Below are 22,559 nucleotides of genomic sequence, written 5' to 3' on the forward strand. Positions count from 1 at the left end.
CCATGGCCGAGGCCTACATCGTGGAAGCGGTCCGCACGCCGGTCGGCCGGCGGAACGGCGGACTCTCCGCCGTCCACCCCGCCGACCTCGGCGCGCACGCCCTGAAGGCCCTGATGGAACGCTCGGGCGTCGACCCGGCCGCCGTCGAGGACGTCGTCCTCGGCTGCCTCGACACCGTCGGCCCCCAGGCCGGCGACATCGCCCGCACCTGCTGGCTCGCCGCCGGACTCCCGGAGGAGGTGCCGGGAGTGACCGTGGACCGGCAGTGCGGCTCCTCCCAGCAGGCCCTGCACTTCGCCGCGCAGGGCGTCATGTCCGGCACCCAGGACCTCGTCGTCGCCGGCGGCGTGCAGAACATGTCGATGGTCCCCATCGCCTTCGCCAGCCGCCAGGCCGCCGAGCCCCTCGGCCTCACCGAGGGCCCCTACGCCGGCTCGGCCGGCTGGCGGGCCCGCTACGGCGACCGGCCCGTCAACCAGTTCCACGGCGCCGAACTCATCGCCGAGAAGTGGGGCATCACCCGGCGGGACATGGAGGAGTTCGCGCTCCGCTCCCACCAGCGGGCCGTCCGCGCCATCGACGAGGGCCGCTTCACGCGCGAGATCGTCCCCTACGGCGACGTGACCACCGACGAGGGCCCGCGCCGCGACACCTCCCTGGAGAAGATGGCCGGCCTGAAGCCCGTGGTGGAGGGCGGCCGGATCACCGCCGCCGTCTCCTCGCAGGTCTCCGACGGAGCCTCCGCGATGCTCCTCGCCAGCGAGCGCGCCGTACGGGAGCACGGGCTCACCCCGCGCGCCCGGATCCACCACCTCTCCGTGCGCGGCGAGGACCCGATCCGGATGCTCTCCGCGCCCATCCCGGCGACGGCGTACGCCCTGAAGAAGGCGGGCATGACGCTCGACGACATCGACCTCGTGGAGATCAACGAGGCCTTCGCCCCGGTCGTCCTCGCCTGGCTCAAGGAGACCGGCGCCGACCCGGAGAAGGTCAACGTCAACGGCGGCGCCATCGCCCTGGGCCACCCCCTCGGCGCCACCGGCACCAAGCTGGCCGTCACCCTCCTCCACGAACTGGAGCGCACCGGCGGCCGCTACGGCCTCCAGACCATGTGCGAGGGCGGCGGCCAGGCGAACGTGACGGTCATCGAGCGGCTGTGAGCGAAGGGCTCGCCCCGCCGTCCGGCCGGAGGCCGGCGCAGGTCTCCGAAGCCCGGGAGGCCCCCTGGGGCCGAGCGGTGCGAGGGGGCCGTTCGGGGAGGGGGCCGTGTGCGAGGGCGGCGGCCAGGCGAACGTGACGGTCATCGAGCGGCTGTGACGGGCCGTTCGGGGAGGGGCATGTGCGAGGGCGGCGGCCAGGCGGACGTGACGGTCATCGAGCGGCTGTAGGGCCCTGCGGGGGAGTGGTGCCGTGGAGGCGCTGCCAGACGGTGTGATCGGTGCGGGGGCCTCCCGGGGTCTCCGCGCCGTACGTCGCGATCTCGGCGTCGATGTCGAGCGGGCGGGTCGGCGAGGTCATGGCGGAGAGCTCCGCGGCCACGGCATGGTCGGGGACCAGCCAGCACACCTCGAACTCGATGCCGTCGGGGTCGCGGGCGTACAGGGCCTTCGTCGAGGCGTGGTCGCTCGCCCCGGTCAGCGCCCCGGCCTCGGCCAGGCGGGCCCGCATGGCCTTCAGCTCGGCGAGGGTGTCCACCTCCCAGGCCAGGTGGTAGAGGCCGACCCGGCCGCGGCCGGCGCCCGAGCCGGGCTCGGGGGACCGGAAGAGGCCGAGGTCGTGGTCGTTGGCGGAGCCCGCCGCCTGGAGGAAGGCCGCGCCGGGGAAGGCCCCGGGCAGGGGGCGGAAGCCGAGGACGTCGCGGTAGAAGGCGAGGCTGCGGTCCAGGTCGGAGACGAAGAGGACGGCGTGGTTCAGCCGCTGGATGGGCATGCGGTGGTCCGTTCGTGTGCGGTGCGGTGCGGAAGGCAGGGGCACGATACGTCCGCCGGGGTGACGGCACCCCGGCGGACGTCGTGTGCGCGGGCCGTTCAGGCCGCGCGGGGCAGGGCGCGGAGCGTGGCCGCCGCCTCGGCCATGACGCGGTCGACGAGCTCCGCGCACGACGGCAGGTCGTCGATCAGGCCCGCGACCTGGCCCGAGGCCATCACCCCGAGGTCGGTGCGGCCGTCCACCATCGACGCCTTGAGCATCATGGGGGTGTTGGCGGCGAGCAGGACCTGGCTCCAGGTCAGCTCCTTTCCGTGCTTCATGGCGACCCCGTCCCGGACCATCCGGGCCCAGCTCATGCCGGACTCGCGCCGGAAGGCCGCCGCGTGCCGCACGGCCCGCAGCAGCGACGCGGCCCGCCCCGAGCGCTCCAGTGCGTCGACCAGTTCGGTGCGGAGCATCCGGTGGGGCAGCCCGTCGACCTTGGTGGTGACGGTGACGTCCCCCACCGCCGCGGCCAGGTAGCGGGCCTTGACCGCCTCGGGGACGGTCGAGTCGGAGGTGAGCAGGAAGCGGGTGCCCATGGCGATGCCGGCCGCGCCGTAGGAGAGCGCGGCGACCAGGCCGCGTCCGTCGTGGAAGCCGCCGGCGGCGATCACCGGGATGTCCACCGCGTCCACCACCTGGGGGAGGAGCACGGTGGTGGCGACGCTCCCGGTGTGGCCGCCGCCCTCCCCGCCCTGCACCACGACCGCGTCGGCGCCCCACGCGGCGACCTTCTCCGCGTGCCGGCGGGCGCCGATCGAGGGGATCACGACGACGCCGGCGTCCTTCAGCCGGGCGATCAGCTCGCGCGAGGGCGCGAGCGCGAAGGACGCGACCCGCACCCCCTCGTCGACGATGATCCGGACGCGTTCGGCGGCGTCACCGGCGTCCGCCCGCAGGTTCACGCCGAACGGCGCGTCCGTACGGGACTTGACCTCGCGCACGGCGGACCTGAGCTGCTCGACGCCCATGGTCGCCGAGGCCAGGACGCCCAGCGCGCCCGCGTTCGCGGCGGCGGAGACCAGCCGGGGGCCGGCGACCCACCCCATGCCGGTCTGCACGATCGGGTGCCGCACCCCGACGAGGGAGGTGAGGGGGGTGGTGATCGTGGCGTCGCTCATCCGCGGACCTCGCGGTCGCGCAGGCCCCGGGGGTCGATCTCCTCGCGGATCAGCCGCAGTTCCTCCGCCGTGGGGTCCCGGGTGTACGGCACCTCTCCCGGCACGACCAGCTCGAAGCCGGTCGCCTCCCGCACCTGCTCGACCGTGACGCCCGGGTGGAGCGAGCGCAGCCGCATGGTGCGGTCGGGGGTCTCGAAGTCGAAGGCGCCCAGGTCGGTGACGACGTCCGGGACGCGGTGGTAGCGGGTGGCGGAGGGGCCGGCCGCGGCCGCCCGGTCGTAGCCGACGCCGCAGACCATGTCGACCCGTTCGACGAAGACCCGGGGAGAGTGCCGGGGGACCCAGTAACTCGTCGGGTTGTTCAGCGTGTTGACGGGCGCGCCGCGGACGCCGAGCAGCTGGCGGGACGGCCGCCGCCAGTCGCCGACGCAGCTGATGTTCTGGTTGCCGTGCCGGTCGAGCTGGCTGGCGCCCATCATCACGTGCCGCCGACCGGTGGCGACCATCGCCAGGTGCTGCCGGTACGGCAGCCAGCCCTCCACCACCCCGGGCGCCGCGCCGATCGCCGGCACGTCGCCCATCAGCAGCGCCTCGCCGTCGGTGAGCAGGAGGTCGGGGGCGAAGGTGAGCCGTGCGAGCCGGGCGCCGATCATCGGGACCGTACCCATCGGGCTGGCCAGCACCTCGCCCGCGTCCCGCCACGCCTCGGCGCAGGCCACCACGCAGTACTCGGCCCGGGTGACCGCGGCCGTCGTGGTCGTGTCGCCGCCGCTCATGCTTCCTCCTCGTGGAACGCCGCCACCGCGGCCTGGTACGCGTCCTCGTCGCCGGACAGGAACCGCGCGGTGAACTCCCGCCAGCGCTCCGGGTCGCGGGCGGCCTCGACGTAGTGGCGCTGGAAGGCCTCGTCGCGGTCGTGGTCGGGCACGCAGGAGGTGAAGTGCGCGCCGCCGGGGGTCTCGACGACCCCGTCGACGAAGGCCCGCTTGAGCAGCAGCGTCTGCGGCCCCGCGTCCTTGAGCAGGTCGGAGGTGTCCACGATCCGCTCGCAGGAGACGTACGCCGTGTCGGCGGCCTCGCAGAAGAGGTCGTCGAAGTACGGGTCGGGGCCCAGGTACTGGCCGTTGCCGTGGACGTCGGCGCGGTTGAGGTGGACGAGCGCGGCGTCCAGGCGGAGCGCGGGGACCGCGACCAGTTCCTCGCGGTCGCCGTACGGCGAGGTCACCGTCCGAAGCGAGGGGTTGACGGTCATCACGTCCGACGCGAGCCCGGCCCGGATGGGCATGAAGGGCAGCCGGTGCACGGCGGCGGTGAGGCCCCACATCATCATCGCCTCGTCCAGCTCCACCAGTTCGAACGCGCCGCGCTGCCGGGCCGCGACGAAGTGCGGCTCCAGCGGGACGGAGTCGAGCGTCGCGAAGGCGGCGACCAGTTTACGGATCCTGCCCGCGGCGGCGAGCAGGCCGACGTCCGGACCCCCGTACGAGACCACGGTCAGGTCCGTGAGGTCCGAGCGCAGCAGCGCGCGCACCAGCGCCATCGGCTTGCGCCGGGAGCCCCAGCCGCCGATGCCGATGGTCATCCCGCTGCGGAGCCTGCCGACGACCTCCTCGGCGGTCATCGTCTTGTCCTTGCTCACGACTGCTCCTCCTTGTCGGTGCCGAAGGTGTCGCGGACCTCGTCGGCGGCGCCGCTGAGGTTGGCCTCGAAGGTGAAGCCCTGTTCGAAGCGGTAGCTGCGCCGCACGTCCACCGGGTCGATGCCGTTGATCGCCGCCTTGGCGAGGCGGACGAGCCGGCCGTCCTTCGCGGCGATCTCCCGGGCCAGCTCCAGGGCCGCCTCGCGCAGTCGCGCGCGCGGGACGACCCGCCACACCGAGCCGTGCCGGTGGAGCTCCTCGGCGGTGACCGTGCGGGAGGTGTAGTAGAGGGTCCGCATGAGGTGCTGGGGGACCAGCCGGGCGAGGTGGGTGGCGGCGCCGAGGGCGCCCCGGTCGAGCTCGGGGAGGCCGAAGGCGGCGTCCTCGGAGGCGACGATCGCGTCGGCGTTGCCGACCAGGCCGATGCCGCCGCCGAGGCAGAAGCCGTGGACGGCCGCGACGACCGGCACCTCGCAGTCGTAGACGGCGGAGAAGGCCTCGGCGCAGCCGTGGTTGGCGCCGAGGATCGCCTCGGGGCCGGTCGCGCGCTGGAGCTCCTTGATGTCGACGCCGGCGTTGAAGCCCCGGCCCTCGGCGGTGAGCACCACACAGCGCACCTTCGGGTCGGCGCCCGCGGTCCGGACGGCGGCGGCGAGGTCGTACCAGCCCCGGACGGGGAGGGCGTTGACCGGGGGGAAGTCGACGGTGACGACGGCGACGCCGTCGTCCGGTGCGGAGGTGGAGACACCCATGAGCAGATCAGCTACCTTTCCACCAAACGTTTGTTAGGTGGAAGATAGCAGCGGTTCGGCCGCTGCGGGAGGTGTCCCTTGGCAGTGACCATCGATCTGTCCGGCTCCGTCGCCGTCGTCACCGGCGGCACCCGGGGCGTCGGCGCCGGGATCACCAGAGCCCTGCTCGAAGCCGGGGCGGACGTCGTGACCTGCGCCCGGCGGGCCCCCGACGCACCCGTGACGGCGGCGGGCCGCACCGCCCGCTTCCTCCCCGTCGACCTGCGCGACCCGGACGCCGTGACGGCCCTCTTCGACCGGGTGCGCGACGAGCACGGCCGCCTCGACACCCTCGTCAACAACGCGGGCGGCACCCCGTACCGCACCCTCTCCGACGGCGACGCGGCCCAGCACGCCAGGGTCGTCGAACTGAACCTCGTCGCCCCCCTGACCGCCTCGCTCGCCGCCCACCGGGTCATGAGCGGGCAGGACGCCGGAGGCTCCATCGTCATGGTCGGCAGCGTCAGCGGCACCCGCCCCTCACCGGGCTCCGCCGCGTACGGCGCCGCCAAGGCCGGCCTGGAGAACCTCGCCCGCTCCATGGCCGTGGAATGGGCCCCGCTCGTCCGGGTCAACACCCTCGTCCTCGGCATGGTCCGCACCGAGCTGTCCCACCTGCACTACGGCGACGAGGACGGCATCGCCGCCGTCGGCCGCACCGTGCCGCTCGGCCGGCTCGCCGCGCCCGCCGACATCGGCGACGCGTGCGTCTTCCTCGCCTCCGGCCGGGCCGCCTACATCAGCGGCGCCGCCCTCCACGTCCACGGCGGAGGGGAACGCCCCGCGTTCCTCGACGCCGCCACCGTCAACCACCCCTGAAAGGCAGGACCCCCACATGACCGGACTCTGCGCGGGACGCGTCGTCGTCGTCACCGGAGCGGGCCGCGGCCTCGGGCGCGCCCACGCGCTCGCCTTCGCCGCGGAAGGCGCCCAGGTCGTCGTCAACGACCTCGGCGTCGGCCTCGACGGCACCGGCGGCCCCGGCGGCGGCACCGGCCCCGCCCAGGACGTCGTCGACGAGATCACGGCGGCCGGCGGAGAGGCGATCACCCACGGCGGGGACATCGCCACCGCCGAAGGCGCGGCCTCGCTGATCGCCGCCGCCGTCGACACGTACGGCCGCCTCGACACCCTCGTCAACAACGCGGGCTTCCTCCGCGACCGGATGCTCGTCAACCTCGGCGAGGACGACTGGGACGCCGTCATGCGCGTCCACCTCAAGGGCCACTTCCTGCCGCTGCGGCACGCGGCGGCGTACTGGCGCGCCGAGTCCAAGGCCGGGCGGACCCCCCGGGCGCGGGTGATCAACACCAGCTCGGGCGCGGGGCTGCTCGGCAGCGTGGGCCAGGGCAACTACGCCGCCGCCAAGGCCGGGATCGTCGGCCTCACGCTCGTCGCGGCCGCCGAGATGGGCCGGTACGGGGTCCAGGTCAACGCCATCGCGCCCGCCGCGCGGACCCGGATGACCGAGCGGACCTTCGCCGACACCATGGCCGCCCCCGAGGGCGCCGGGTTCGACGCCATGGCCCCGGAGAACGTCTCCCCGCTCGTCGTCTGGCTCGGCTCCGACGCGGCGGCCGGGGTGACGGGCCGGGTCTTCGAGACGGAGGGCGGCCGCATCACCGTCATGGAGGGCTGGCGGCCGGGACCGACCGCCGACAAGGGCGCCCGCTGGGCCCCGGTGGAGGCGGGCGAGGCGGCCCTGAAGCTCCTCGCGGACGCGCAACCGCCCCACCCGGTCTACGGAGCCCACTGACCGCCGCCGCCCCGTCACGGGCACACCCCGCGGGTGTGCCCGCACGGGGGCGCGGCGCGGGGCGCCGTCCGTGCCGGGCGTGGGTGGTGCGCGGCCCGGGGCGAGGGGGCGTCCTCGCGAGGGGCGGGGGGCGTCCTCGCGAGGGGCGGGGGCGGGGCGGGCGAGGACGGGCGGGGTTTCCCGGTCAGTGGGAACGCGCGCTCCCCGCGCTCGGCGACCCCGGCCTAGCCTCGCCGGACACAGCCCCGAGCGCCCCCAGGAGGGACCCGTCATGCTCACGGACCGTCAGCGACACGAGGCGGCCGAGCTGCTGCGCTCCGCCGAACTCGGCGTCGTGCCGATCGCCCCGCTGAGCGAGGCGTACCCCGGGATCGACGCCGAGGACGCGTACGAGATCCAGCTCGTCAACATCCGGCACCGGCTCGCCGCCGGCGCCGAGGTGCGCGGTCACAAGGTCGGGCTCTCCTCGCCCGTCATGCAGCGCATGATGGGCGTCGACGAGCCCGACTACGGGCACCTGCTCCACGACATGGAGCTCGCCTCCGGCGACCCCGTCCCCACCGCCCGCTACTGCCGGCCCCGCGTCGAGGTCGAGATCGGTTTCGTCCTCGGCGACGACCTGCCGGGGGAGGGCTGCACCCCCGAGGACGTGCTCGCCGCGACCGAGCGGGTCGTGCCGGCCCTGGAGCTCATCGACAGCCGCATCCGCGACTGGCGGATCACGATCGCCGACACCATCGCCGACAACGCCTCCTCCGCCGGATACGTCATCGGCGAGGGCCGCTCCCCGCGCGGGCTGGACCTCGGGGCGATCGAGGCGCGGCTCGACGGCGGCGGCGAACGGCTCGCCGAGGGGCGCGGCGACGCCGTCCTCGGTGATCCGGCCCGCTCCGTCGCCTGGCTCGCCCGGACCGTCGCCCGCTTCGGCGTGGCCCTGAGGAAGGGGCACGTGGTGCTGCCCGGCTCGTGCACCCGGGCCGTCGACGTCGTGCCCGGCGCGACCTACACCGCCGAGTTCACCGGGCTGGGCCCGGTCTCCCTCTCCTTCACCTGAGGTGATGATGACCCGCAAGACCAAGGCGACCGCCGCCATCGTCGGCTCCGGCAACATCGGCACCGACCTGCTGTACAAGCTGCTCCGCTCCGAGCTCGTCGAACCCCGCTGGATGGTCGGCGTCGACCCCGGCAGCGACGGCCTCGCCCGCGCCCGCCGGCTCGGCCTGGAGGTCACCCACGAGGGTGTCGACCGGCTGCTCGCCCAGGACGAGAGGCCCGACCTCGTCTTCGAGGCGACCAGCGCCTACGTCCACCGGGCCAACGCCCCCCGCTACGCCGAGCTCGGCATCCGGGCGATCGACCTGACGCCGGCCGCCGTCGGCCCGGCGGTCGTCCCGCCCGCCAACCTGCGGGCCCACCTCGACCGGCCCAACGTCAACATGATCACCTGCGGCGGCCAGGCCACCATCCCCATGGTGTACGCCGTCTCCCGCGTCGTCCCCGTGGCGTACGCCGAGATCGTCGCCTCGGTGGCCTCCGTCTCCGCGGGCCCCGGAACCCGCGCCAACATCGACGAGTTCACCCGCACCACCGCCCGCGGCATCGAGACCATCGGCGGCGCCGCGCGCGGCAAGGCGATCATCATCCTCAACCCGGCCGACCCGCCGGTCATGATGCGCGACACCGTCTTCTGCGCCGTCCCCGAGGACGCCGACCGGGCCGCGATCGCCCTCTCCGTCAAGGAGGTCGCCGAGCAGGTGGCCTCGTACGTCCCCGGCTACCGGCTGCGCGGGGAGCCGCAGTTCGACGACCCGAGCCCCGAGAACGGCGGCATGGCGCGCGTCGCGATCTTCCTGGAGGTCGAGGGCGCGGGCGACTACCTCCCGCCGTACGCCGGAAACCTCGACATCATGACCGCCGCCGCCACCAAGGTCGGCGAGGAGTTCGCCCGGGGGCTCCTCGCCCCCGGCGCGTAAGGAGCCCCTGCCATGCCCTACTCGGACACCCTCGACATCCGGATCACCGACTCCTCGCTGCGCGACGGCTCGCACGCCAAGCGGCACCAGTTCACCGCCGGGGACGTACGGTCCGTGGTCGCCGCCCTCGACGACGCCGGCGTCCCCGTCATCGAGGTGACGCACGGCGACGGGCTCGGCGGCTCCTCGTTCACCTACGGCTTCTCCAAGACCCCCGAACAGGAACTGATCAGGGCCGCCGCGGAGACCGCGCGGCGGGCCGTGATCGCCTTCCTCATGCTTCCCGGACTCGGCGTCAAGGACGACATCCGGGCCGCCCACGACAGCGGCGCGGGCATCTGCCGGATCGCCACCCACTGCACCGAGGCCGACATCGCGGTCCAGCACTTCGGACTCGCCCGCGAGCGGGGCCTGGAGACCGTCGGCTTCCTGATGATGGCCCACTCCACCAGCCCCGAGAACCTCGCCCGGCAGGCCCGGATCATGGCCGACGCGGGCTGCCAGTGCGTGTACGTCGTCGACTCCGCGGGCGCCATGGTCATGGACGACGTCACCGACCGCGTCCAGGCCCTGGTCGCCGAGCTCGGCGGCGACGCCCAGGTCGGCTTCCACGGCCACGAGAACCTCGCCCTCGGCACCGGCAACTCCGTCGCCGCCGTCAAGGCCGGAGCCCTCCAGATCGACGGCTCCACCCGCCGCCTCGGCGCCGGCGCCGGCAACACCGCCGTCGAGGCCTTCGTCGCCGTCTGCGCCAAGATGGGCATCCGCACCGGCATCGACGTCCTGAAGATCATCGACGCGGCCGAGGACGTGGTCCGCCCCGTCATGGACGAGGAGTGCCGGCTCGACCGGCTCGCCCTGCTCATGGGCCACGCCGGCGTCTACTCCAGCTTCCTCAAGCACGCCTACCGGCAGGCCGAGCGGTACGGCGTCCCCGGCGCCGAGATCCTGCTGAAGGCCGGCGAACGGCGCCTGGTCGGCGGCCAGGAGGACCAGCTCATCGACATCGCCCTCGAACTCGCCGCCGCCCGCGACTGAACCCACCACAACCCAGGGAGAACATGATGACTGCTCTCGGCGACGAGGCCAGGGTCATCGAAGCCGGCCGCCCGCCCACCCGCTTCGCCCGGGGCTGGCACTGCCTCGGCCTCGCCGACTCCTTCAAGGACGGCACACCGCACGAGATCGAGGCCTTCGGCACCAAGCTGGTGGTCTTCCGGGGCGAGGACGACGGCGGACTCCACGTCCTCAACGCCTACTGCCCGCACATGGGCGGCAACCTCGCGCACGGCACCGTCAAGGGCGACGCCGTCGCCTGCCCCTTCCACGACTGGCGCTGGGCCGGCGACGGCCGCTGCGCCGGCATCCCGTACGCCCGCCGCGTCCCGCCGCGGGCCCGCACCCGCACCTGGCTGACCCTGGAGCGCAACCGGCAGCTCTTCGTCTGGCACGACCCGGAGGGGAACCCGCCGCCCCCCGGGGTCACCGTCCCCGAGATCGCCGGCGTCCACGGCCCCGAGGCCGACCGGTGGAGCGACTGGAACTGGAAGACCCTCCGCGTCGAGGGCTCCCACTGCCGCGAGATCGTCGACAACGTCGTGGACATGGCGCACTTCTACTACGTCCACTACGCCTTCCCCGAGTACTTCAAGAACGTCTTCGAGGGCCACACCGCCACCCAGTACATGGAGAGCAGCCCCCGGGGCGACATGGAACTCGGCACCCTGAGCTCCGGCCGGCTGCGCTCCGACGCCTCCTACCACGGCCCCTCCTACATGATCGACCACCTCTACAGCGACGTCGGCGACGGCCAGGAGCTGGAGATCGTCCTCATCAACTGCCACTACCCGATCGACGCCGACAGCTTCCTCCTCCAGTACGGCGCCATCGTCAAGCGGCTCCCCGGCATGACCGACGAACAGGCCGCCGAGGCCGCGAAGGCCACCGCCGAGGGCGCCACCGTCGGCTTCGAGCAGGACGTGGAGATCTGGAGGAACAAGACCCGGATCGACAACCCGCTCCTCACCGAGGAGGACGGCCCCGTCTATCAGCTCCGCCGCTGGTACGAGCAGTTCTACGTCGACACCGCCGACGTCAAGGACGAGATGACCAGGCGCTTCGAGTTCGAGATCGACACCCGGCGGGCCAACGCCGCCTGGCGCGCCGAGGTCGACGAGAACCTGGCCCGCCGCGCGGCGGAGACGGAAGCCGGAGCCCCCTGACATGCGCCCCGTCGAGTGCGCGGCCTGCGGAAACCAGGTCCTGTGCGAGAAGTTCACCCCCGCCCACACCTCCGTGCAGTGGACCGAGGACGCGGCCGTCGTCTGCGCCGAGTTCCGCGACCGGGTGGGGCGGGGCGCGAGCAGCGCCCGGATACCGACCTGCCGGTCGCTGCGGTCCAGCATCGAGCGGGCGGTCGCGGACGGCACCCTGGAGGTCGGCGATGTCCGTGTCGACCGCTGAGCCGTCGGCGGCCCCGCCCGCCGGGCGCCGCACCCACCGGCTGCGGATCGTCGAGGTCGTCGCCGAGACGCCCGACGCCCGCAGCCTGGTCCTCCGGCCGCCGCCGGAGAGCGCGGACCGATTCGCCCACCGGCCCGGGCAGTTCCTCACGCTGAGGCTGCCGGGACCGGACGGCGGGTCCGTCGCCCGCTGCTACTCCCTGGCGAGCTCGCCCCACACCGGCGAACCGCTGAAGGTCACCGTCAAGCGGGTCGCCGGGGGGTACGGCTCCAACTGGGTCTGCGACCACCTGGCCGCGGGGGACGAGGTGGAGGTCCTGCCCCCGGCCGGAACCTTCACCCCGGACTCCCTCGACGGCGACCTGCTGCTCGTCGCCGGGGGCAGCGGCATCACCCCGGTCCTGTCCATCGCCAAGTCCGTCCTCGCGGCGGGCCGCGGCCGGATCGTCCTGCTCTACGCCAACCGCGACGAGAACGCGGTCATCTTCCGCGACGAGCTCCGCACCCTGACCACCGCCCACCCCGAACGGTTCCTGGTGGTCCACTGGCTCGAATCGCTCCAGGGCCTCCCGGTCCCGGAGCGGCTCGCCGCCGCGCTCGCCCCGTACGCCGCGCGCGAGGCCTTCGTCTGCGGCCCGGGCCCGCTCATGGACGCCGTCGAACAGGCGCTGCGCGCGCTCGGCGCACCGGGCGAACGCATCCACCGGGAACGGTTCTTCTCCCTCTCCGGGGACGTCTTCGACGCGCCCGTCCCGGAGGCGGCCGCCGACGAGGACGCCGGCACCGTGACGGTGGAACTCGACGGCGAGACCCGCACCGTCCCCTGGCCGCCGGACGTGCCGCTCCTCGACGCGCTCCTCGCGGCCGGGGTGGACGCCCCGTACTCCTGCCGCGAGGGCGCGTGCAGCGCCTGCACCTGCCGGGTCGTCACGGGCGAGGTGGGGATGGCCCGCAACGAGGTCCTGGACGACCGGGACCTGGCCGACGGCTACGTCCTCGCCTGCCAGGCCCTGCCGCGCACCGACCGGGTCGAGATCACCTACTCCTGAACCCCGACGAGGAGCCTCCCATGCCCCGTACGTATCTGGTCACCGGAGCCGCCTCCGGCATCGGCGCGGCCACCACCGCCCTCCTCCGGCGACAGGGCCACACGGTCCTCACCGCCGACCTGGAGGGCGGCGACATCACCGCCGACCTGTCCGTCCCCGAAGGCCGGGCCGCCCTCGTGTCCCGCGCCCGCGCGCTCGCCGACGGCGGACTCGACGCCGTCGTCGCCTGCGCCGGCGTCGCGCACTTCGACCCGGTCACCGTCCGCGTCAACCACTTCGGCGCCGTGGCCACCCTGGAAGGACTGCGCCCGCTCCTCGCCGCCGGCTCCCACCCGAGAGCCCTCGTCGTCGGCTCCGTCGACTCCGTGCACCCCACCGACCCGGCGATCCTGGCGGCGGCGGACGCGCAGGACGAGACCGCCGCGGTCGCCGCCGCCCGGGCCGCCGTCGACCGGGGCGAGGGACACCTCGTCTACTCCTCCTCCAAGGCGGCGGTCTCCCGCTGGGTCCGCCGCGCCGCCCCCGACGACGCCTGGGCCGGCGCGGGCATCCCGCTCAACGCCGTCGCCCCGGGCGTGGTCCTCACCCCGCTGACCCGGCCCCTCCTCGACGACCCCGCCACCCGGGCCCTCGTCGAACGGGCCGTCCCCATGCCCCTGCACGGCCACTCCCGGCCCGAGCAGCTCGCGCCGCTGATCGCCTGGCTCACCTCGCCCGAGAACACGCTCGTCACCGGCCAGGTCGTCTTCGCGGACGGCGGCGCCGACGCCGTCCTGCGCGGCGACCGCACCTGGTGACGACGGACCCCGCCACGGAGGCCCCCATGTCCCCCCGCACCCTCGAACGCTCCCTCGTGATCGCCGCCGACCCCGACGCCGTCTGGGCGCTCGCCGGCGGCTTCGCCACCCTCGCCGACTGGCATCCGCACCTCCCGCCGGCCACGCTGGAGGACGGCGCCGACCCCGAAGCGCCCGGCGCCGTAAGGGTCTTCACCCTGGACGGCGCGGTCGTCGCCCGCGAGCGCCTGCTGGCCCACGAGCCCGCCGCGCGCCGCTACCGCTACACGCTGCTCGACCCGCGGGCGCTGCCCGTGGAGGAGTACGTGGCCACGCTCGCCGTCCGTCCGCACCCCGAAGGCGCCGAGGTCCGCTGGTCCGCCGTCTACCGCGCCGCGGACGAGGTGGCGGCCCAGGTCGAGGCCCGGTTCGGCGACGGCGTCTACGCCACCGGCCTGCGGGCGCTCGGGGAGCGCCTCACATCCACTCGCTGAACCGCAGCCAGGTCATCATGTTGTCCATCGACGGCTGCGGCACGCCCGGCGCGGCCGTCTCCGCCACCGGCTGCGCCCGCTGCTCCGTCAGCCGGCCGGGGCCGAACATCGACTGCCACACGGAGCGCGCGCAGCCGCGCACCACCGGCGCGATCCGCTCCATCTCGCGGTGGACGCCGTGGCCGCAGACCGAGACGGCCGCGACGGCCCGGCCCGCGCCCCGCAGCGGTGCCGCGACACAGAAGACGCCCCGGAACCCCTCCTCCTGGTCGAAGGCGACCCCGCGCTCGCGGACCAGGGCCAGTTCGGCGCGGAAGGGGTCGGGGCGGGTGATCGTCCGGGGGGTGCGGGGCCGCAGCCCGCCGCGTATCACCTGCTCCACCACGGCGGCGTCGCTGAACGCCAGGATCGCCTTCCCGGACGCGGTGCAGTACGCCGGCTGCCGGCCGCCCGTCCGCGAGGGCACCCCGGAGTCGTCGGAGCCGCCGATCCGCTCCAGGTAGACCACCTCGGGGCCGTCGAGGACGGTGAGGTGCACCAGATGGCCGGTCGCCTCGTGCAGGGCGTGCAGATGGGGGAGGGCGGCGCGGCGCAGCCGGTTGTGGTGCGAGGCCATCGCGCCGAGCTCCAGCATGCCCATGCCCAGCCGGTAGTCGCGGCCCTCCCGCTCCAGCCAGCGCAGCTGCACCAGCTGGTCCAGGATGCGGTGGGCGGAGGAGCGCCGGATCCCCGACCGCTGCACGACCTCGGTGAGGGTCAGGCGCGGTCCCGCGCTCTGGAAGGCCCCGAGCACCTTCGCCGCCTTCTCCAGCAGCGACAGCGGAGCACCCTCGGCCTCGGTCCGCTCGACGGCATGGGTCGTCATCGACACCTCCCCACACGGACGGCGCGACGGGCGAGAGCCCAGCCGCGTCCGTAATCTCCGGTATTGCGTGGAGGTTGCCAGAGGGGCGGCGGGTACGGGAAGAGGGTGTTCCGTCTCGGAACGGTAACGCGTAGGTTCGCTCCCGTCACCCCGGAGGAGTCCACGATCCGGGCCCCGGATCCGAGAGGCACCCCATGCGCGACCACGACGTCCTCACCGCCGTCCGCGCCCTCGCCCCCGCCCTGCGCGAGCGCGCCGCCGAGGCGGAGGAGCTCCGCCGCGTGCCCGACGCCTCCCTGGCCGACCTGGCCGGCACCGGTTTCTTCCGGCTGCTGCGGCCCCGCGCGTACGGCGGGCTCGCCGCAGGACCCGACGTCTTCCACGCCGCCGTCCACGAGATCGCCCGGGCCTGCGGCTCCACCGGCTGGACCGCGGCCCTCCTCGGCGTCCACTCCTGGTACGTCGCGCAGCTCGACCCGCGCGCCCAGCGCGACGTCTGGGGCGACGACGACTCCGCCCTGGTCTGCTCCTCGCACGCCCCCACCGGCACCGTCACCCCCGTCGACGGAGGCCACCGGCTCTCCGGCCGCTGGCACCACGCGGCCGGCGCCGACCACGCCCGCTGGGCCCTGCTCGGCGGACTCGTCAGCGACGCCGACGGCCGCCCGCTGGACATGAGGACCTTCCTCGTCCCCCGGACCGACCACCGGGTGGACGACGTGTGGGACACCGTCGGGCTGCGCGGCGGCGGCGCCCACGACATCGTCGTCGACGACGCCTTCGTCCCCGCCCACCGCTCCCTCGGATACGGCCCCATCACCGCGCTCCGCTGCCCCGGCCACGAGGCCAACCCCGACCCCGTCTACCGGCTGCCCTACGCCGCCCTCTTCACCACCACCATCTCCACCGTCATGGTCGGCATCGCCGAAGGCGCCTACGACCACCACGTCGGGACCGCCCGCGCCCACCCCGCCCTCCCGCCCGGACGGCGCGTCGCCGAGGACCCCTTCGCCCAGGTCCGCATCGCCCGCGCCGCCGGGGAGATCGACGCCGCCCGGCTCCAGCTCGCCCGCGACACCGCCGAGCTGTACGAGACGGCCCGGGCCGGCCGCGAACCCTCCCGCTCGCTGCGCGCCCGCGTCCGCCGGGACCAGGCCCTCGCCACCGAACGCGCCCTGACCGCCGTCGACCTGCTCCGCGAGAACGCCGGCGGCAGCCCCCTGCGCGGCGGCGACGACGTCCTCGCCCGGGCCTGGCGCGACCTGCACACCGGACGCGGCCAGGCCGCCAACGACGTCGACCGCGCCCTGCTCCTCTTCGGCCGGGACGCCGTCGGCCTCGACGTCCACGACCCCATGCTCTGACCTCCGCGCGGGACCCGGCCCACCGGCTCCCGCGCCGCCTTCCCGCTCAGTGGGAGCGACGCGTTCTCCCGGCCGTACGGCTCGCCGTACGGTCCTGGCATTCCCCCACCACGACCCGAAAGGGGATGCCCCCATGGCCGACGACGTCCTGGCAGCCGTTCGCGACCTCGCCCCCGTCCTGCGCGAACGCGCCGCCGAGGCCGAGGAGGCACGGCGCGTGCCCGACGCCTCCGTCAAGGAACTGGAGGACACCGGCTTCTTCCAGCTGCTCCAGCCGAAGGCGTTCGGCGGCGCCGCCGCCGACCCCGTGGTCTTCTACACGGCGGTCAAGGAGATCGCCAAGGCCTGCGGGTCGACCGGCTGGGTCGCCTCCGTGGTCGGCGTCCACCCCTGGCACGTCGCCCTCTTCGACCCCCGCGCCCAGCAGGAGGTCTGGGGCACCGACCCCAGGACCCGGATCGCCTCCTCGTACGCCCCCACCGGCAAGGCCTCCGCCGTCGACGGCGGATTCCGCCTCTCCGGCCGCTGGCACTTCTCCTCCGGCTGCGACCACGCCCGCTGGGCCCTCCTCGGCTGCCTCGTCACCGACGCCGAGGGCAACCCGGTCGACATGCGCACCTTCCTCGTCCCCCGTGCCGACTACCGGATCGACGACGTGTGGGACACCGTCGGCCTGCGCGGCACCGGCAGCAACGACGTCGTCGTCGACGACGTCTTCGTCCCCGACCACCGCGCCCTCAGCTTCGGCCCGGTCACCGCCCTGGACGTGCCGGGCCACGAGATCAACCCCGAACCCGTCTACCGGCTGCCGTACGCCGGCGTCTTCACCACCACCATCGCCACCCCGGTCGTCGGCATCGCCGAGGGCGCCTACGAGGCCTACACCGAGGCCACCCGGAAGCGGTTCCGCGTCTCCTACGGACAGCAGGTCGCCGAGGACCCCTTCGCCCAGGTCCGCATCGCCCGCGCCGCCAGCGACATCGACGCCGCCTGGCTCCAGCTCACCCGCAACATCGGCGCCATGTACGCCCTCGCCGAGCGCGGCGAGGAGATCCCCATGGAGCTGCGCACCCGCACCCGCCGGGACCAGGTGCTCGCCACCGAACGCGCGGTCGGCGCGGTCGACCTCCTCATGGAGAACGCCGGCGGCAACGCCATGCGCACCGGCCCCGGCGCGGTCCAGCGCGCCTGGCGCGACGCCCACACCGGCCGCGGCCACGCCGCCAACGACCCCGAGCGCGCCCTCGTCATGTACGGGCAGTGCGCCCTCGGCATCGACATCCAAGACACCATGGCCTGAGAGGCAGCCGCAGATGACCGAGCTCACCCACGCGTCGACCTCCCGCACCGCCGAGGCGGCCGGCCTCACCCTCCACTACCACGAGGCCGGACCCGCCGACCGGCCCGACGCCCCCGTCGTGATCATGCTGCACGGCGGCGGCCCCGGAGCCTCCGGCTGGAGCAACTTCGGCGGCAACCTCCCCGTCTTCGCCCGGGAGTTCCGCACCCTCCTCGTCGACCAGCCCTGCTACGGCCGCTCCGACAAGCCGGTGCTCGACCGGGACTACTTCAGCTACAGCGCCCGTGCCGTCGCCGCCCTGATGGACGGACTCGGCATCGAGCGCGCCCACTTCGTGGGCAACTCGCTCGGCGGCGGGACCGCCGTCCGGATCGCCCTGGACCACCCGGAGAAGACCGACAAGCTCCTCCTCATGGGCCCCGGCGGCGTCTCCGTCAACCTCTTCGCCCCCGACCCGACCGAAGGCATCAAGCGCCTCTTCGAGTTCAACGCCTCCCCCGAGCCGACGAAGGAACAGCTCCGCGCCTTCCTCTCCGTCATGGCGTACGACCAGTCCGTCGTCACCGACGCGCTGGTCGAGGAGCGGTGGGCCTCCGCCACCGACCCCCAGACCCGCCTGGGCGCCGCCCGCATGGCGGCCTCCTTCGCCAACCCCCTCTGGGCCGAGGCCACCATGCTCTGGCGCGAGGCCCACCGGATCACCCGGCCGGTGCTGCTCACCTGGGGCCGCGAGGACCGCGTCAACCCGCTCGACGGCGCCCTCGTCGCCCTGAAGACCATCCCCGACGCGCGCCTGCACGTCTTCCCGCACTGCGGCCACTGGGCCCAGACCGAACAGGCCGACGAGTTCAACCGCCTCGCCGTCGACTTCTTCACCCACTGACCCCCTCCCACCGACCGAAGAGGTGCCCCATGGACGTTCGCGCACTCGGCTACCTGCGCCTGGAGACCACCCGCCTCGACGAGTGGCGCCGCTACACCCTCGACATCCTCGGCATGGCCGAGGCCCCCGGCTCCACCGACACCACCCTCCTGCTGCGCCTCGACGACCGCGCCTACCGCATCGCCATCCAGGCCGGCGACTCCGACCGGCTGCTCGCCGCCGGCTGGGAACTCGCGGGCGCCGCCGCCCTCGCCGAGGCCGCCGCCGAGCTGGAGGCGGCCGGTGTCGCCGTCAAGACCGCCGACGCCGGCGAACTCGCCGAGCGCCGCGTCCAGGGCCTGATCCACCTCACGGACCCGTGCGGCAACCCGCTGGAGCTCTACTGGGGCCAGGCCCAGGACCACACCCCCCTCGCCGCCCCCTACGGCAACCGCTTCGTCACCGGAGACCTCGGCCTCGGCCACGTCGTCCTGCCCGTCCCGGACGTCGAGGCCGCCCTCGGCTTCTACGAGGACCTCCTCGGCTTCCAGCTCCGCGACTCCATGAAGCTCCCGCCGCAGGCCGTCCCCACCGCCGCCGAGCAGCGCGACTTCCACTGGATGCACTTCCTCAGCCCCAACCGCCGCCACCACAGCCTCGGCCTCTACCCGGGCGCGCTGCCGCCCGGCATCGTCCACTTCATGGTCGAGCTGGAGACCCTCGACGACGTCGGCCTCGGCCTCGACCGCATGCAGGCCGCCGGCATCCCCATCGCCTCCAGCCTCGGCCGCCACACCAACGACCGCATGGTCTCCTTCTACGCCCAGGCCCCCGGCGGCTTCCAGGTCGAGTACGGCTGGGACGGGCTGATCGTCGACCCGGCCACCTGGGTCGCCAAGGAGATCACCGCCGACAGCGTCTGGGGCCACCAGTGGAACGGCTGATCGACCCCGCCCGCTTCCGGGACGTCCTCGGACGCTTCGCGAGCGGCATCACCGTCGTGGCCGCCCTCGACGACGGCGCACCCGCCGGCTTCGCCTGCCAGTCCTTCGCCTCCCTCTCCCTCGACCCCCCGCTGGTGATGCTCGCCGTCGGCAGGTCCTCCAGCAGCTGGCCGAGGATCCGGCGGGCCGGCCGCTTCTGCGTCAACATCCTCGCCGAGGACCAGCGGACCACCTGCGCCGCCCTCGGCCGCAGCGGCGCCGACAAGTTCGCCGGCGTGCCCTGGCGGGTGAGCGACCACGGAACCGTCCGCGTCGACGGCGCGCTCGCCCACGTCGAGTGCGAACTGCACGAGGTGTACGAGGCCGGGGACCACCACCTCGTCACCGCCCACGTCGTCGCCCTCGACGCCGGCGAGGACGGCCGGCCGCTGCTCTACTACCGCAGCCGCTACGCCGTCGGGGCCTTCTGATGCCCCTCGACCCCGAGAGGGCACTGGCCGCGCCCCCGGTGCGCACCGAGGTCTCCTGGGACTCCCGCGCCGTGCGCCTCTACCACCTGGCGCTCGGCGCGGGCGTCCCCGAGACCGACCCGCGCGAACTCCGCTACGTGTACGAGGGCCACGAGGACGGCCTGCGGACCCTGCCCACCTTCGGTGTCGTCGCCGGCGGCACCGGAGGCGTCGGCTTCCAGGTCTTCGAGCTGCCCGGCGTCGACCTCGACCTCGCGCGCGTCCTGCACGGCGGGCAGGAGATCACCGTCCACCGGCCGCTGCCCGCCGCCGCCCGTGCCACCGCCGTCACCCGGCTCGCGGAGGTGTACGACAAGGGCACCGGCGCGGTCCTCGTCCAGGAGTCCACGCTCCTCGGCGAGGACGGCGCACCCCTCCTCACCCAGCGCAACCACGTCTTCGCCCGGGGCGAGGGCGGCTTCGGCGGCGACCGCGGCCCCTCCGACCGCCTCCCCGCCCCCGACCGGGAACCGGACCTGGTCCTGGAGCTCCCCACGCTCCGTCAGCAGGCCCTGCTCTACCGGCTCACCGGCGACTGGAACCCGCTCCACGCCGACCCCGCGACCGCGCGCCGGGCCGGCTACGACCGGCCCGTCCTGCACGGGCTCTGCACCTTCGGCATGGCCGTCAAGGCCGTCACCGACCGGCTGCTCGACGGCGACGCCGGTGCGGTCACCGGCTGCCGCACCCGCTTCGCCGGGGTGTTCTTCCCCGGCGAGACGCTCCGCCTGAGGATCTGGCACACCGCCGACGGACACCGGCTCACCGCCACCGCCGCGGAGCGCGAGGACGCCCCCGTCCTCACCGACGCCCGCGTCACCGCCCGCCGACCACGAGGGAGAACGCGATGAACAGCACCTGGGACCACGGCTACGACGTGGTCGTGGTCGGCTCCGGAGCCGCCGGCATGGCCGCGGCCCTCACCGCCCGGCTGCGCGGCCTGACCGCCCTGGTGGTGGAGAAGACCGACGCCTACGGCGGCTCCACGGCCCTGTCCGGCGGCGCCATCTGGGTGCCCGGCAACTTCCACCTGGACGCCGCCGGGCTCGGCGACACCCCGGAGAAGGCCCGCGCCTATCTGGACGCCACCGTCGGCGACCGCGTCACCGACGCCCGCAAGGACGCCTACGTACGGTACGGACCGCGCATGGTCCGGGAGTTCCACGACCGCACCGCCGTCCGCTTCGTCTACACCCCCGGCTACTCCGACTACTACCCGGAGCGGCTCGGCGGCTACCCGCAGGGCCGCTCCGTCGAACCCGAGGTCTTCGACTTCCGCCGGCTCGCCCCCGAACGGCGCGCCACCATGCGCCGCGCCGGGCTCCCCACCTACGGCCTGACCATCACCTCCCGGGACTTCCACGACCTGAACATGGTCGGCCGCACCTGGGCCGGCCGGCGCACCGCCCTCAAGGTCGGCGCCCGCGCCGCCAAGGCCCTCGTCACCCGCCGCGAACCCCTCGCGCTCGGCGAGGCGCTCGTCGCCCGCATGCGCCACTCGCTCGACCTCCTCGGCGGCGAACTCTGGCTCTCCGCGCCCCTCACCGGCCTGGTCGAGGAGGACGGCAGGGTCACCGGGATCCGGGTCCGCAAGGACGGCCGCGAACTCGCCGTCCGGGCCACCGGCGGCGTGGTCCTCGCCTCCGGCGGCTTCTCCCACGACCAGGCCCTGCGCGAGAAGCACCTGCCGGCCCCCACCTCCGGCGCGTGGAGCGCCGCCGCCGAGGGCCAGACCGGCGACGCCCTGGAACCCGCCCTCGCCCTCGGCGCCGCCGTCGACCTGATGGACAAGGTGTGGGGCGCTCCGACCGTCGTACCCCCGGACGGCAAGCCCTTCTTCCTCGTCGCCGACCGGGGCATCCCCGGCATGGTGATCGTCGACTCGGCGGGGGAGCGGTACGCCAACGAGGCGGCACCCTACCACGAGTTCGTCGACGCCATGTACGCCCACCAGGCCCGCGGCGGAGCCACCGCCGTACCGTCCTGGCTGATCCTCGACGCCACGGCCAGGTCCCGGTACATCTTCACGGGGCTCTTCCCCGGCCAGGCCTTCCCCCGGCCCTGGCGGGAGAGCGGCTTCGTCAAGCAGGCCGCGACGGTGGAGGAGCTCGCCGGGCTCGTCGGCGCCGCCCCCGAGCGGCTGCGCGCGACCGTGGAGCGCTTCAACGGCTTCGCCCGGGCGGGCAGGGACGAGGACTTCCACCGGGGCGACAGCGTCTACGACCGCTACTACGGCGACCCGACCCTGCCCAACCCCAACCTGGCGCCGCTGGAGAAGGGCCCCTTCCACGCGATCCCCGTCCACCCCGGCGACATCGGCACCAAGGGCGGCCTCCTCACCGACGCCACCGCCCGGGTGCTCCGCGAGGACGGCACCGCCATCCCCGGCCTGTACGCCTCCGGCAACGTCTCCTCCGCCGTCATGGGCGAGACCTACCCGGGGCCCGGCGCCACCATCGGCCCCGCCATGACCTTCGGCTGGCTGGCCGTCAACGCCATCGCGGAGGCCCGCGCGTGACCGGCGTGCCCGCGGACGCGCTGGGCGATCGCGCGGTGATCGTCACCGGCGGCGCCCGGGGGCTCGGCGCGGCGGCCGCGTGGGCGGCCGCCGCGGCGGGCGCCCGCGTGCTGCTCACCGACCTCCTGGAGGAGGAGGGGCGCGCGGTCGCCGGCCGGATCGGCG

24 protein-coding genes are annotated in these 22,559 nt (G+C 74.5%); 18 read left to right on the plus strand and 6 right to left on the minus strand.

Annotation, left to right across the window (positions count from 1 at the left end; genetic code table 11):
• The first annotated feature begins 2 nt into the window (after positions 1-2).
• Positions 3-1,160 carry an acetyl-CoA C-acetyltransferase gene (locus tag ACFQ8C_RS03305; protein WP_383451778.1) on the plus strand — a complete coding sequence of 386 codons (1,158 nt, stop codon included), beginning with the start codon at positions 3-5 and terminating at the stop codon, positions 1,158-1,160.
• A 211-nt stretch (positions 1,161-1,371) separates the two neighbouring features.
• Here the strand turns inward: ACFQ8C_RS03305 and ACFQ8C_RS03310 are convergent, their stop codons facing one another.
• From ACFQ8C_RS03310 to ACFQ8C_RS03330, 5 genes are all read right to left on the minus strand, one after another.
• On the minus strand, positions 1,372-1,929 hold the full coding sequence (locus ACFQ8C_RS03310) for a VOC family protein (protein ID WP_383451780.1): 558 nt from the start codon (positions 1,927-1,929) through the stop codon (positions 1,372-1,374).
• 98 nt (positions 1,930-2,027) lie between these two features.
• Positions 2,028-3,092, minus strand: coding sequence for an NAD(P)H-dependent flavin oxidoreductase (locus tag ACFQ8C_RS03315; RefSeq protein WP_383451782.1), 1,065 nt, complete (start codon positions 3,090-3,092; stop codon positions 2,028-2,030).
• On the minus strand, positions 3,089-3,868 hold the full coding sequence (locus ACFQ8C_RS03320; protein WP_383451784.1) for a CoA-transferase subunit beta: 780 nt from the start codon (positions 3,866-3,868) through the stop codon (positions 3,089-3,091). Before ACFQ8C_RS03320 ends, ACFQ8C_RS03315 begins: the two co-directional genes overlap by 4 nt.
• Positions 3,865-4,713, minus strand: a complete 849-nt coding sequence (locus ACFQ8C_RS03325) for a CoA transferase subunit A (protein WP_383451822.1) — start codon at positions 4,711-4,713, stop codon at positions 3,865-3,867. Before ACFQ8C_RS03325 ends, ACFQ8C_RS03320 begins: the two co-directional genes overlap by 4 nt.
• A gap of 14 nt (positions 4,714-4,727) precedes the next feature.
• On the minus strand, positions 4,728-5,483 hold the full coding sequence (locus tag ACFQ8C_RS03330; RefSeq protein WP_383451786.1) for an enoyl-CoA hydratase family protein: 756 nt from the start codon (positions 5,481-5,483) through the stop codon (positions 4,728-4,730).
• Positions 5,484-5,561: 78 nt separating this feature from the next.
• Between ACFQ8C_RS03330 and ACFQ8C_RS03335 the strand changes: the two genes are divergently transcribed.
• The 10 genes from ACFQ8C_RS03335 to ACFQ8C_RS03380 all read left to right on the plus strand — a co-directional run bounded on the left by ACFQ8C_RS03335 (position 5,562) and on the right by ACFQ8C_RS03380 (position 14,032).
• Positions 5,562-6,341 carry an SDR family oxidoreductase gene (locus tag ACFQ8C_RS03335; RefSeq protein WP_383451788.1) on the plus strand — a complete coding sequence of 260 codons (780 nt, stop codon included), beginning with the start codon at positions 5,562-5,564 and terminating at the stop codon, positions 6,339-6,341.
• 16 nt (positions 6,342-6,357) lie between these two features.
• Positions 6,358-7,278, plus strand: a complete 921-nt coding sequence (locus tag ACFQ8C_RS03340; protein ID WP_383451789.1) for an SDR family oxidoreductase — start codon at positions 6,358-6,360, stop codon at positions 7,276-7,278.
• 271 nt (positions 7,279-7,549) lie between these two features.
• The gene (locus ACFQ8C_RS03345) at positions 7,550-8,332 is read left to right on the plus strand and encodes a 2-keto-4-pentenoate hydratase (protein ID WP_383451791.1); all 783 of its coding nucleotides are present in this window, start codon (positions 7,550-7,552) and stop codon (positions 8,330-8,332) included.
• A 7-nt stretch (positions 8,333-8,339) separates the two neighbouring features.
• Positions 8,340-9,251 carry an acetaldehyde dehydrogenase (acetylating) gene (locus ACFQ8C_RS03350; RefSeq protein WP_383451824.1) on the plus strand — a complete coding sequence of 304 codons (912 nt, stop codon included), beginning with the start codon at positions 8,340-8,342 and terminating at the stop codon, positions 9,249-9,251.
• Positions 9,252-9,263: 12 nt separating this feature from the next.
• Complete coding sequence (gene dmpG, locus ACFQ8C_RS03355) at positions 9,264-10,289, plus strand: 4-hydroxy-2-oxovalerate aldolase (protein WP_383451793.1); 1,026 nt, start codon at positions 9,264-9,266, stop codon at positions 10,287-10,289.
• 26 nt (positions 10,290-10,315) lie between these two features.
• Positions 10,316-11,473, plus strand: coding sequence for a Rieske 2Fe-2S domain-containing protein (locus ACFQ8C_RS03360; RefSeq protein ID WP_383451826.1), 1,158 nt, complete (start codon positions 10,316-10,318; stop codon positions 11,471-11,473).
• A 1-nt stretch (position 11,474) separates the two neighbouring features.
• Complete coding sequence (locus ACFQ8C_RS03365) at positions 11,475-11,714, plus strand: hypothetical protein (protein ID WP_383451795.1); 240 nt, start codon at positions 11,475-11,477, stop codon at positions 11,712-11,714.
• Positions 11,695-12,762 (plus strand): 2Fe-2S iron-sulfur cluster-binding protein, encoded by a 1,068-nt coding sequence (locus ACFQ8C_RS03370; protein WP_383451797.1) that lies wholly within the window; start codon positions 11,695-11,697, stop codon positions 12,760-12,762. The genes ACFQ8C_RS03365 and ACFQ8C_RS03370 overlap by 20 nt, the downstream gene beginning before the upstream one ends.
• Before the next feature lie 20 nt (positions 12,763-12,782).
• On the plus strand, positions 12,783-13,559 hold the full coding sequence (locus ACFQ8C_RS03375) for an SDR family oxidoreductase (protein WP_383451799.1): 777 nt from the start codon (positions 12,783-12,785) through the stop codon (positions 13,557-13,559).
• A 26-nt stretch (positions 13,560-13,585) separates the two neighbouring features.
• Entirely contained in the window at positions 13,586-14,032 is a 447-nt protein-coding gene (locus ACFQ8C_RS03380) for an SRPBCC family protein (protein ID WP_383451801.1), read from the plus strand.
• On the opposite strand, the gene ACFQ8C_RS03385 is transcribed toward ACFQ8C_RS03380, so the two are convergent.
• Positions 14,016-14,897, minus strand: coding sequence for an IclR family transcriptional regulator (locus ACFQ8C_RS03385; RefSeq protein WP_383451803.1), 882 nt, complete (start codon positions 14,895-14,897; stop codon positions 14,016-14,018). The two genes, ACFQ8C_RS03380 and ACFQ8C_RS03385, sit on opposite strands and share 17 nt — an antisense overlap.
• Positions 14,898-15,091: 194 nt before the next feature.
• Here ACFQ8C_RS03385 and hsaA (ACFQ8C_RS03390) point away from each other — a divergent pair, with 194 nt between their 5' ends.
• From hsaA (ACFQ8C_RS03390) to ACFQ8C_RS03420, 7 genes are all read left to right on the plus strand, one after another.
• Entirely contained in the window at positions 15,092-16,261 is a 1,170-nt protein-coding gene (hsaA, locus tag ACFQ8C_RS03390) for a 3-hydroxy-9,10-secoandrosta-1,3,5(10)-triene-9,17-dione monooxygenase oxygenase subunit (RefSeq protein ID WP_383451805.1), read from the plus strand.
• Positions 16,262-16,394: 133 nt separating this feature from the next.
• Entirely contained in the window at positions 16,395-17,561 is a 1,167-nt protein-coding gene (hsaA, locus tag ACFQ8C_RS03395) for a 3-hydroxy-9,10-secoandrosta-1,3,5(10)-triene-9,17-dione monooxygenase oxygenase subunit (RefSeq protein WP_383451807.1), read from the plus strand.
• A 13-nt stretch (positions 17,562-17,574) separates the two neighbouring features.
• Positions 17,575-18,444, plus strand: a complete 870-nt coding sequence (gene hsaD / locus ACFQ8C_RS03400; RefSeq protein WP_383451809.1) for a 4,5:9,10-diseco-3-hydroxy-5,9,17-trioxoandrosta-1(10),2-diene-4-oate hydrolase — start codon at positions 17,575-17,577, stop codon at positions 18,442-18,444.
• A gap of 29 nt (positions 18,445-18,473) precedes the next feature.
• Positions 18,474-19,367, plus strand: a complete 894-nt coding sequence (locus ACFQ8C_RS03405) for a VOC family protein (RefSeq protein WP_383451811.1) — start codon at positions 18,474-18,476, stop codon at positions 19,365-19,367.
• Positions 19,355-19,837: a flavin reductase family protein gene (locus tag ACFQ8C_RS03410; RefSeq protein WP_383451812.1), complete on the plus strand. Its 483-nt coding sequence runs from the start codon at positions 19,355-19,357 to the stop codon at positions 19,835-19,837. Before ACFQ8C_RS03405 ends, ACFQ8C_RS03410 begins: the two co-directional genes overlap by 13 nt.
• Positions 19,837-20,727, plus strand: a complete 891-nt coding sequence (locus ACFQ8C_RS03415; RefSeq protein ID WP_383451814.1) for a MaoC/PaaZ C-terminal domain-containing protein — start codon at positions 19,837-19,839, stop codon at positions 20,725-20,727. Before ACFQ8C_RS03410 ends, ACFQ8C_RS03415 begins: the two co-directional genes overlap by 1 nt.
• Positions 20,724-22,394, plus strand: a complete 1,671-nt coding sequence (locus ACFQ8C_RS03420; RefSeq protein ID WP_383451816.1) for an FAD-dependent oxidoreductase — start codon at positions 20,724-20,726, stop codon at positions 22,392-22,394. The genes ACFQ8C_RS03415 and ACFQ8C_RS03420 overlap by 4 nt, the downstream gene beginning before the upstream one ends.
• Positions 22,395-22,559: the final 165 nt, after the last annotated feature.

Source organism: Streptomyces sp. NPDC056503, assembly GCF_042794995.1.
Taxonomy (GTDB): domain Bacteria; phylum Actinomycetota; class Actinomycetes; order Streptomycetales; family Streptomycetaceae; genus Streptomyces.

Bases quoted from the DNA above. Each gene is read 5' to 3' on its own strand.
- ACFQ8C_RS03305 (WP_383451778.1), top strand. From the start codon at position 3: ATGGCCGAGGCCTACATCGTGGAAGCGGTCCGCACGCCGGTCGGCCGG.
- ACFQ8C_RS03310 (WP_383451780.1), bottom strand. From the start codon at position 1,929: ATGCCCATCCAGCGGCTGAACCACGCCGTCCTCTTCGTCTCCGACCTG.
- ACFQ8C_RS03315 (WP_383451782.1), bottom strand. From the start codon at position 3,092: ATGAGCGACGCCACGATCACCACCCCCCTCACCTCCCTCGTCGGGGTG.
- ACFQ8C_RS03320 (WP_383451784.1), bottom strand. From the start codon at position 3,868: ATGAGCGGCGGCGACACGACCACGACGGCCGCGGTCACCCGGGCCGAG.
- ACFQ8C_RS03325 (WP_383451822.1), bottom strand. From the start codon at position 4,713: ATGACCGCCGAGGAGGTCGTCGGCAGGCTCCGCAGCGGGATGACCATC.
- ACFQ8C_RS03330 (WP_383451786.1), bottom strand. From the start codon at position 5,483: ATGGGTGTCTCCACCTCCGCACCGGACGACGGCGTCGCCGTCGTCACC.
- ACFQ8C_RS03340 (WP_383451789.1), top strand. From the start codon at position 6,358: ATGACCGGACTCTGCGCGGGACGCGTCGTCGTCGTCACCGGAGCGGGC.
- ACFQ8C_RS03345 (WP_383451791.1), top strand. From the start codon at position 7,550: ATGCTCACGGACCGTCAGCGACACGAGGCGGCCGAGCTGCTGCGCTCC.
- ACFQ8C_RS03350 (WP_383451824.1), top strand. From the start codon at position 8,340: ATGACCCGCAAGACCAAGGCGACCGCCGCCATCGTCGGCTCCGGCAAC.
- dmpG (WP_383451793.1), top strand. From the start codon at position 9,264: ATGCCCTACTCGGACACCCTCGACATCCGGATCACCGACTCCTCGCTG.
- ACFQ8C_RS03360 (WP_383451826.1), top strand. From the start codon at position 10,316: ATGACTGCTCTCGGCGACGAGGCCAGGGTCATCGAAGCCGGCCGCCCG.
- ACFQ8C_RS03365 (WP_383451795.1), top strand. From the start codon at position 11,475: ATGCGCCCCGTCGAGTGCGCGGCCTGCGGAAACCAGGTCCTGTGCGAG.
- ACFQ8C_RS03370 (WP_383451797.1), top strand. From the start codon at position 11,695: ATGTCCGTGTCGACCGCTGAGCCGTCGGCGGCCCCGCCCGCCGGGCGC.
- ACFQ8C_RS03375 (WP_383451799.1), top strand. From the start codon at position 12,783: ATGCCCCGTACGTATCTGGTCACCGGAGCCGCCTCCGGCATCGGCGCG.
- ACFQ8C_RS03380 (WP_383451801.1), top strand. From the start codon at position 13,586: ATGTCCCCCCGCACCCTCGAACGCTCCCTCGTGATCGCCGCCGACCCC.
- ACFQ8C_RS03385 (WP_383451803.1), bottom strand. From the start codon at position 14,897: ATGACGACCCATGCCGTCGAGCGGACCGAGGCCGAGGGTGCTCCGCTG.
- hsaA (WP_383451805.1), top strand. From the start codon at position 15,092: ATGCGCGACCACGACGTCCTCACCGCCGTCCGCGCCCTCGCCCCCGCC.
- hsaA (WP_383451807.1), top strand. From the start codon at position 16,395: ATGGCCGACGACGTCCTGGCAGCCGTTCGCGACCTCGCCCCCGTCCTG.
- hsaD (WP_383451809.1), top strand. From the start codon at position 17,575: ATGACCGAGCTCACCCACGCGTCGACCTCCCGCACCGCCGAGGCGGCC.
- ACFQ8C_RS03405 (WP_383451811.1), top strand. From the start codon at position 18,474: ATGGACGTTCGCGCACTCGGCTACCTGCGCCTGGAGACCACCCGCCTC.
- ACFQ8C_RS03415 (WP_383451814.1), top strand. From the start codon at position 19,837: ATGCCCCTCGACCCCGAGAGGGCACTGGCCGCGCCCCCGGTGCGCACC.
- ACFQ8C_RS03420 (WP_383451816.1), top strand. From the start codon at position 20,724: ATGAACAGCACCTGGGACCACGGCTACGACGTGGTCGTGGTCGGCTCC.